At 64.2% G+C, this 8,431-nt stretch carries 3 protein-coding genes and 1 pseudogene; 2 read left to right on the forward strand and 2 right to left on the reverse strand.

Annotated features, from left to right (window positions below):
• Window positions 1-4,013 (reverse strand): glutamate synthase large subunit (gene gltB, locus K8V11_RS06495; protein ID WP_303911862.1); only part of this gene is annotated, 4,013 nt, incomplete at its 3' end.
• A 554-nt stretch (window positions 4,014-4,567) separates the two neighbouring features.
• Between gltB and K8V11_RS06500 the strand changes: the two genes are divergently transcribed.
• The gene (locus K8V11_RS06500) at window positions 4,568-5,653 is read left to right on the forward strand and encodes a YihY/virulence factor BrkB family protein (protein WP_303911864.1); all 1,086 of its coding nucleotides are present in this window, start codon (window positions 4,568-4,570) and stop codon (window positions 5,651-5,653) included.
• A 177-nt stretch (window positions 5,654-5,830) separates the two neighbouring features.
• Here K8V11_RS06500 and K8V11_RS06505 read toward each other — a convergent pair whose 3' ends face one another.
• Window positions 5,831-6,370 carry a glutaredoxin domain-containing protein gene (locus K8V11_RS06505; protein ID WP_303911866.1) on the reverse strand — a complete coding sequence of 180 codons (540 nt, stop codon included), beginning with the start codon at window positions 6,368-6,370 and terminating at the stop codon, window positions 5,831-5,833.
• Window positions 6,371-7,365: 995 nt separating this feature from the next.
• On the opposite strand from K8V11_RS06505, the pseudogene K8V11_RS06510 reads away from it, so the two are divergent.
• Window positions 7,366-8,431: pseudogene (locus K8V11_RS06510) on the forward strand (hypothetical protein); the annotation flags it as partial.

Genomic DNA, 8,431 nt, shown 5'->3' on the forward strand with positions numbered 1-8,431 from the left:
TTGCCGACGTAGTCGTTGGCATCGCCGTACACGCGAGCGGTGATGCCCGCCGTCATAAATGCTCCGAAGGAGTTTCCGGCGGAACCGGAGAACGTCAGGTCGATGCTGCCCGGGGCGAGCCCGGCCGCGCCGTGGAGCTTGGAGATCTCGTGGCTGAGCATCGTGCCGACGGAACGGTTGACGTTGACGATCGGGTACTCGAGGGCGACCGTCCCCGTCCCGGAGGTGACGACGTCCTTGGTGTCGGCGATGAGCGTGTTGTCGAGCGCCTGGTCCAGCTTGTGGTTCTGGGCCTTGGTGTTGCGCAGATCCTGGTGCATGAACGGCGAGTCGACCTGCTCGAAGATCGGCGACAGGTCGAGCTTCGCGGCGCGCTGATGGTGCTTCATGGCGCGCTCGAGGTCGAGGCACTCGGAGTGGCCGATGGCCTCTTCGAGCGAGCGGAAGCCCAGCTCGGCGAGGTACTCGCGCACCTCCTCGGCGATGAACTCCATGAAGTTGACCACGTACTCGGCCTTGCCGGTGAACCGCTCGCGCAGGGCGGGGTTCTGCGTCGCGACGCCGACCGGGCATGTGTCGAGGTGGCACACGCGCATCATGATGCAGCCGGACACGACCAGCGGGGCCGTGGCGAAACCGAACTCCTCGCCGCCGAGAAGCGCCGCGATAACGACGTCACGGCCGGTCTTGAGCTGGCCGTCGACTTGCACGACGATGCGGTCGCGCAGACCGTTGAGGAGCAGGGTCTGCTGGGTCTCGGCGAGGCCGATCTCCCAGGGACCGCCGGCGTGCTTGAGCGAGTTGAGCGGCGAGGCGCCCGTACCGCCGTCGTGCCCGGAGATGAGCACGACGTCCGCGTGCGCCTTGGACACGCCGGCCGCGACCGTGCCGACGCCCTGCTCGGCGACGAGCTTGACGTGGACGCGGGCCTGCGGGTTCGCGTTCTTCAGGTCGTAGATGAGCTGCGCGAGGTCCTCGATCGAATAGATGTCGTGGTGCGGGGGCGGCGAGATGAGGCCGACGCCCGGCGTCGAGCCGCGCACCTCGGCGACCCAGGGGTACACCTTGTTCGGCGGGAGCTGACCGCCCTCGCCCGGTTTCGCGCCCTGTGCCATCTTGATCTGGATGTCGGTGCAGTTGGCGAGGTAGTTCGACGTGACACCGAAACGTCCCGAGGCGACCTGCTTGATCGCCGAGCGGCGCCAGGAGCCGTCGGCATCCGGGGTGAAGCGGTCCGGATCCTCGCCGCCCTCGCCGGAGTTCGAGCGGCCGTGGAGCCGGTTCATCGCGATCGCGAGGGTCTCGTGCGCCTCAGCGGAGATCGAACCGTACGACATCGCGCCGGTGGAGAAACGCTTGACGATCTCGGAGACCGGCTCGACCTCGTCGATGGAGATCGACGGGCGGTCGCTCTGCAGCTTGAACAGGCCGCGCAGAGTGGCAAGCCGCTCGGACTGATCATCGATGAGCTTCGTGTACTCCTTGAAGATGTCGTACTTCCCGGAGCGCGTCGAGTGCTGGAGCTTGAACACCGTGTCCGGATTGAACAGGTGGTATTCGCCCTCGCGGCGCCACTGGTACTCGCCGCCGATCTCGAGCTCGCGGTGCGCGGCCTCCTCAGGGCGCGACAGGAACGCGAAGCGGTGGCGGCGGGCGACGTCCTCGGCGATCTCGTCGAGTCCGACGCCCTGCAGCGGGCTGATGGTGCCGGTGAAGTACTCGTCGCAGGTGTCCTGCGACAGTCCCGTGACGTCGAAGAGCTGCGCACCCGTGTACGACGCGAGCGTGGAGATGCCCATCTTGGACATGATCTTGGTGACGCCCTTGGCGGCGGCCTTGCGGTAGTTCTCGATGCCCTTTTCGGTGCCGACCTCGAGAATGTCGCCGCTCTTGACGAGCTCGTCGATGGATTCGAACACCATGTACGGGTTGATCGCGTTCGCGCCGTAGCCGAACAGCGCCGCGAAGTGGTGCACCTCTCGGGCATCGCCGGACTCGACGATGAGGCCGACGCGGGTGCGGGACTTCTCGCGTACGAGGTGGTGGTGCACCGCGGAGGTCAGCAGCAGCGAGGGGATCGGCGCGTTGCGCTCGTCCGACTCGCGGTCCGACAGCACGATGATCGTCGCGCCGTCCTCGATCTGCCGGCTCACCTCCTTGCGGATGCGCTCGATGGCGATGCGCATGCCACGGCCGCCGTGGGCCACGTTGTACAGGCCGGACACGATAGCCGTCTTGTACTGCGGGAAATTGCCCTCGTCGTTGGCGTGGACGATCGTCTCGAGGTCCGAATTCGACAGGATCGGGTTGTCGACGACGAGCTTGCGGCACGAATTCGGGCCGACGTTGAGCAGGTCCTCCTCGGCGCCGAGGAGCGCCTGGTGGCTGGTCACCATCTCCTCGCGGATGGCGTCGAGCGGCGGGTTGGTGACCTGCGCGAAGCGCTGGGCGAAATAGTCGAACAGCGCGCGCGGGCGCTGGGACAGCACTGCGATCGGCGTATCGGTGCCCATGGAGCCGAGCGCCTCGGCGCCATTGACGGCCATCGGCTGCACGAGGACACGGAGCTCTTCCTGCGTGTACCCGAACACACGCTGGCGCAACACGACCCGGTCGTGCGGCATGAACTCCTTCTTCTCGCCCGGCAGATCCTCGAGCCGGTACTGCCCCTCAGCGAGCCAGTCGGCGTACGGGTGCTCGGCGGCGAGGCGGTCCTTGATCTCCTCGTCGGAGAGGATCCGGCCCTTCGAGGTGTCGACGAGGAACATGCGGCCCGGGCGCATGCGGGTGCGCTTGACGATCTTGTGGTCGGGAATGTCGAGAACGCCGACCTCGGACGCCATGACGACGAGCCCGTCGTCGGTAACCCACACGCGCGAGGGGCGCAGGCCGTTGCGGTCGAGGGTGGCACCGATGACCGTGCCATCGGTGAAGGTCACCGAAGCCGGTCCGTCCCAGGCCTCCATCATCGAGGCGTGGTACTCGTAGAACGCCCGCTTGGCGGGGTCCATCTTGTCGTGGCGCTCCCAGGCCTCGGGGATCATCATGAGCACGGCGTGCGGGAGCTCGCGCCCACTGAGCGTGAGCAGCTCGAGAGCCTCGTCGAAGCGCGCGGTATCGGATCCGCCCGGCGTGCAGATCGGCAGCGCCTGGTTCAGGTCCGCGATCTCCGCCGACTCCATGAGCGCCTCGCGGGCGCGCATCCAGTTCTCGTTACCGCGCGCGGTGTTGATCTCGCCGTTGTGCGCGACATAGCGGAACGGGTGCGCCAGCGGCCACGCGGGGAACGTGTTCGTCGAGAAGCGCGAGTGGACGATGCCGAGCGCGGATTCGAAGCGCTCGTCCTGGAGGTCCAGGTAGAACTCGGGGAGCTGCTTCTCGGTGAGCATGCCCTTGTACACCATGGTGCGGGGGCTCAGCGACGGGAAGTACACGGTCTCCGAGCCGATCTCGCCCTGGCCCGCGCCTTGCGAGCCGAGCTCGTGCTCGCAGCGCTTGCGCACGACGAAACACTTACGCTCCAGCGCGACGTCGGACAGCAAGGCGCCGTCCTCGCCGGCGGCCTTGACGAAGATTTGCATGATCGTCGGCATCGCATCGCGCGAGATGGCGCCGAGCCCGGAGTCGTCGAATGGCACCTCGCGCCATCCGATTACCGTCACGCCCTGCTCCGCGGCGATCCGCTCGACCATGCGCATCGAGTCCATGGTGAGCATGCGCGACTGCGGCAGGAAGCACAGGCCGGTCGCGTACTGCCCGGCCTTGGGGAGATCGAACTCGACGACCTCGCGGAGGAAGCGGTCGGGCACCTGCACGAGGATGCCCGTGCCGTCGCCCGTATTCGCCTCGGCGCCAACCGCGCCGCGGTGCTCGAGATTGATCAGTGCCTTGATGGCCTTATCGACGATGTCGCGGGACTTCCGTCCGTGCATATCCACGACGAATGCGACACCACACGAGTCGTGTTCGTATTCCGGACGGTAAAGGCCTTGTCGGCTTGGAGGTGTAGTCATCTCACACGCCTTTGCTAGTCGACGAATTCCGACCGATCAGGGCGCCGAGCAGCCGGGAAGGGGGACTTTCTCGTCCCTCAACTTAAAAAAGGATATGCGGAAAAACGTCGATCTTCCTAACGTCAAGCGTCGGGAAAATCCCGCTAGGTGCGGATTTTGTCCCAGAATGTGATATTTCGCACCGAGAGCGCCCATTTTTCGGTATGACGTCGGACGTGCCGGGGGTAGCCCTGGGGGCGCTCTCTTTCGCTCCCTCCGGGCATGTTTGCGGTGCGATTATTTCCCCCGAACCTGCGCGGCGCGCGCCCGCCGGGGTACAGCGTGCGCTCTCCGCCGCCGCCACGGCGCACACCGCAAATCGCGGCGGCTGCGCGTGTTCTGGCGCCCGACGTCATACGTGTAATGCGCAATCTTCCACCACATTTGGTGCAAGTTCTGAGAAGCTAGTGAGCAGATAATAAAACCAATGCTCACAAGCCTGTGTGCTCGCTATGTTCGCCGAGCATCGAGGGTTTCGGGCCGGTACGTATATATAGGAAAGCGAGTGAGACCGCGTGAACAACTCCGAGGCGCCCTTCGAGGACGAAACCCTCTCGCGCCCATCCATCGAGTACCTCAAGGAAACCCTGCCCAAGCGGAAGCTCGTCAGTAAGGAACTCCGCCGCCGCGGCACCCTCATGGCCTACAAGCGGGCGCTGGCGAAGTTCGGCTCGGACGGTTGCACGGACTTCGCCGCCGCGCTCACCTACTACGCGGTCCTGGCGATGTTCCCCGCGCTCATCGCGCTGGTGTCGCTGCTCGGCGTATTCGGGCAGGGGCAGGAGACCATCGACACGATCATGTCGATGATGGAGGAATCGGTCCCCGCGGAGACCATGGCCTTCATCGAGGATCCGATCGCGCAGCTGGTCAACACGCCCGCCGCCGGACTCGCCCTGATCATCGGTCTCGCCGGTTCGCTGTGGTCGGCATCGGGCTACGTCGGCGCCTTCAGCCGCGTGCTCAACCAGATCTATCAGGTCCGCGAGGGGCGGCCGGTGTGGAAGCTCCGCCCGATCCTTTTCGCCATCACCGCACTCATGCTCGTCCTCGTCGCGGCGGCAGCGCTCATGCTCGCGCTGTCGGGCGGTGTCGCCGAGACGATCTTCGACCAGATCGGTCTCGGTGAGGAAGCGCTGACGGTATGGAACTGGGTCAAGTACCCGGCTCTGCTGGTGATCTTCGTCTTCGTCCTGGCGATCCTGTACCAGCTCACCCCCAACGTGCAGCGCGCGAAGTTCCAGATCCTCTCCCTCGGCGGCATCACGGCGCTCGTCGTGCTCGGCATCGCGATCTTGGGCTTCGGCTTCTACCTGTCGAACTTCGGTAACTACAACCAGACCTACGGCTCCCTCGCCGGCATCATCATGTTCCTGTTGATGCTGTGGATCGCGAACCTCGCGCTGCTGTTCGGCGCCGAGCTCGACTCCGAGATCTCCCGCTCGCGTCAGCTGCTCGCCGGGATCGAGGCCGAGAACAACATCCAGTTGCCGCTGTCCGACGAGTCGGGCGTCATCAAGCTCCATGAGAAGGAGACCAAGATGGTGCGCGAGGCCGCCGAGCTTCGTCGCGATGTGTGGCAGGAGCAGGCGCGCCACTAGATTTCGTCGCGCCCCTCCGGGGTCCTTCGCTCAAGGGCCTCGGTGGGATGCCGACCGCACCCGCTGGCGCGGATAAATCAGCGAAGCCGCTATGAGTTCGAATCTTCCGAACCATAGCGGCTTTGTTTTGTCTCTATGCGTGACGGTGGTTTCGTCTGCGTACCGGCGCTCTGACGATTAGGCCACGCGGCGGGGCCTGGTGGTGGGCGACGCGATCGACCGGTGATCGGCCAACTCCTTGTTCGCGGCGGACACTCCGGAGACCGTTGCCGGGATGACGGTGGGCTGCGGCATATCCCGATCGACAACGACCACCGTCGGGGTTTCTTCGCTCCCGCCATTGAGGCGCCGGCAGATTGCGGCAGCCTCGGGGTCACGCCAGATATTTACCCACTTGACTCGTACGCCTTGACGGGCAGCATCACGCTTGAGGCGAGCGGAGTATGCACAACCGGGGCGCCACAGCACGACGACCTCGGGGCGCGTCAAGGCGGTATCCCCGATCTCCGTGTGCTTGCCCGGTCGTAGCGGCGAAAGCCATGCAGATACGCCAAGTACGGCGAGGATGCCGATAAATACGACAAGTCCTTGCTGGGCGCCTCCGGTGGACAGCCCGACCACCGCCACAAGCAGTAGTCCCAGCACCAAGACTAGGGATGCGGTGAGCCATCTCCCCCCGGAGCGCCGCGCACGTTCATCCGGCGGCGTTTCGAACATGGATCCAACGCTAAACCGGACGTCGGGGTGAATACGAATTCCTACGGAGATCGTGACCCTTCTGTAATAGATACGAGAGAATGATGTGACAACAAGACGTAGTTTCGGCCACTTTTCTTCCCATTGACTCCACTAGATGTAGAGCGTCGAGGCGAGGATGAGGAACGAACTCGTTCTAGCAATAGGGGAAGTGAGACTTCGTTTTTCCGCCTAATTAAGCGATACCCAAAAAGCCGGGCGTCAACATCAAAAGTTTTTGATAGACGACGTTTCCACTTGATCACTCAGCAGCGCAACGACCGGGCACACAAGCGGAAGGATGGTCAACGTCCTACCTTTTTCGCTGCATGGCCAGCACACTTATTCCATCAACCGAGAACCTTCACACAAGCTTCGACCGGACGACTCACAACACCCAGGAGTGAACACTGTGATCTGGACATCCAGCAAGACTCTCGCCGTCATTGTCGGCGCCTTTGTCGGCACGTGGGCTAGCCACCTGGCGGGCGCTCCACCGATCGCCGCAGTCATTTTCGGCCTCGTTTCCGCCCTGGTCATATTCCTGTTGATCCGAAAACGGTGAAGGCGCGTAAGAGTTTCGGCGCACGCTGATTCACTGCTCGACGTTGGCGATCCCACGCCCCAAAACGCCCTACTTTAGTGAGCACTGTTACCCCCTTTTGCTGTGATTTAGATCACTTTATGATGACGATCAGGCATCTAATTTCGGGGTATTTACATGCAGCGAAAGCCCCTTTCGCCGGCGACGGCAGTGACACCCCCTACCTGCCGCTATCGGCCATTTCTTCAACTTCGAATTCGCAACATCGCCAGTGACTCGCAACGCGTTACGCGCGCCGCGCGTCTTATGCTTTTTTAAGCGTCTGAGGGTATGGCACTTATCTTTAACGCGGGTAGGGTCCCTTTATGTGCCCCGATCCGAGAGAGGGGAGCTTGCCGAAGGCCGGCAAAATATCTGTTGATCGGATGGATCTATGAAGAAACTTAACTCGCGTACAGTTATCGCCGCGGTTTCCGCGGGCGCACTCGTCGCCGGTGGCATGGTCGTGCCGGCCAATGCTCAGAACGACGGAGACCAGCAGGACAACAAGGGTTCGCTCAGCGGCGGCTCGCTCGGCAACTTCGGTTCCGAAAGCGGAGACGACGATGGTGAACCCGCGGGCTCCAGTGGATCCGGCGCCAGGTTCGGCTCCGATGAGGGCAACGTCGAGCTCGCGCTCGCCATCGCCCTCGGTACCGCTTCCCTCGGTGCAGCTGCATGGCTCGCTACCAACGCCGACGTCCAGATGCCTGAAGGCAGCGTCGATCTCCCCTCTCCGCAGGACCTCGGTCTCCCCACCATCGATCTCCCCCCGGTTGATCCGGCCCTGCTCGGCGGCGGGATGGCGCTCGGCCTCGGCCTCGCACTCGCCATCGCCCTCGGCGGCGGCAGCACCGGCGAAATCACTGGCTCGACCGGCAGCGGATCCGGCTCCACCGGCGAAGGCGGCTCGCTCGCTGATCTGAACCTCGGTTCGCTCACCGGCGGCGAAGGCTCCTTGGACCTTGGCGAACTGACCGGCTCCCTCGAATCCGGCTCCGACGGTGAAAGCGGCTCCCTCGGCGAACTGACCGGCTCCCTCGAATCCGGCTCCGATGATGGATCGTCCGAGGGGTCGCTCGCCGACATTAGCCTCGGCTCGCTCACCGGTTCCATCGGTGACGGATCGTCTGAAGGCTCGCTTGAAGGCGGCTCCTCCGAGCTCCCGACCGAGTCCCTCGAGTCCGGCTCCGGCGAAGGCTCGTCTGAGGGGTCGCTCGCCGACATTAGCCTCGGCTCGCTTACCGGCTCCATCGTCGAAGGATCTTCGGACAGCGCACCCGAGGGCGGCTCCTCCGAGCTCCCGACCGAGTCCCTCGAGTCCGGCTCCGGCGAAGGCTCGCTGAACTCCGACTCCCTCGAGTCCGGCTCCGGCGAACTCCCGACCGAGTCCCTCGAGTCCGGCTCCGGCGAAGGCTCGTCTGAGGGGTCGCTCGCCGACATTAGCCTCGGCTCGCTTA

The organism is Dietzia timorensis, from assembly GCF_020742175.1.
Lineage (GTDB): Bacteria > Actinomycetota > Actinomycetes > Mycobacteriales > Mycobacteriaceae > Dietzia > Dietzia timorensis_A.

Excerpts from the sequence above, each read along its gene's own strand:
- K8V11_RS06505 (WP_303911866.1), bottom strand. The coding sequence starts at position 6,370 with ATGTTCGAAACGCCGCCGGATGAACGTGCGCGGCGCTCCGGGGGGAGA.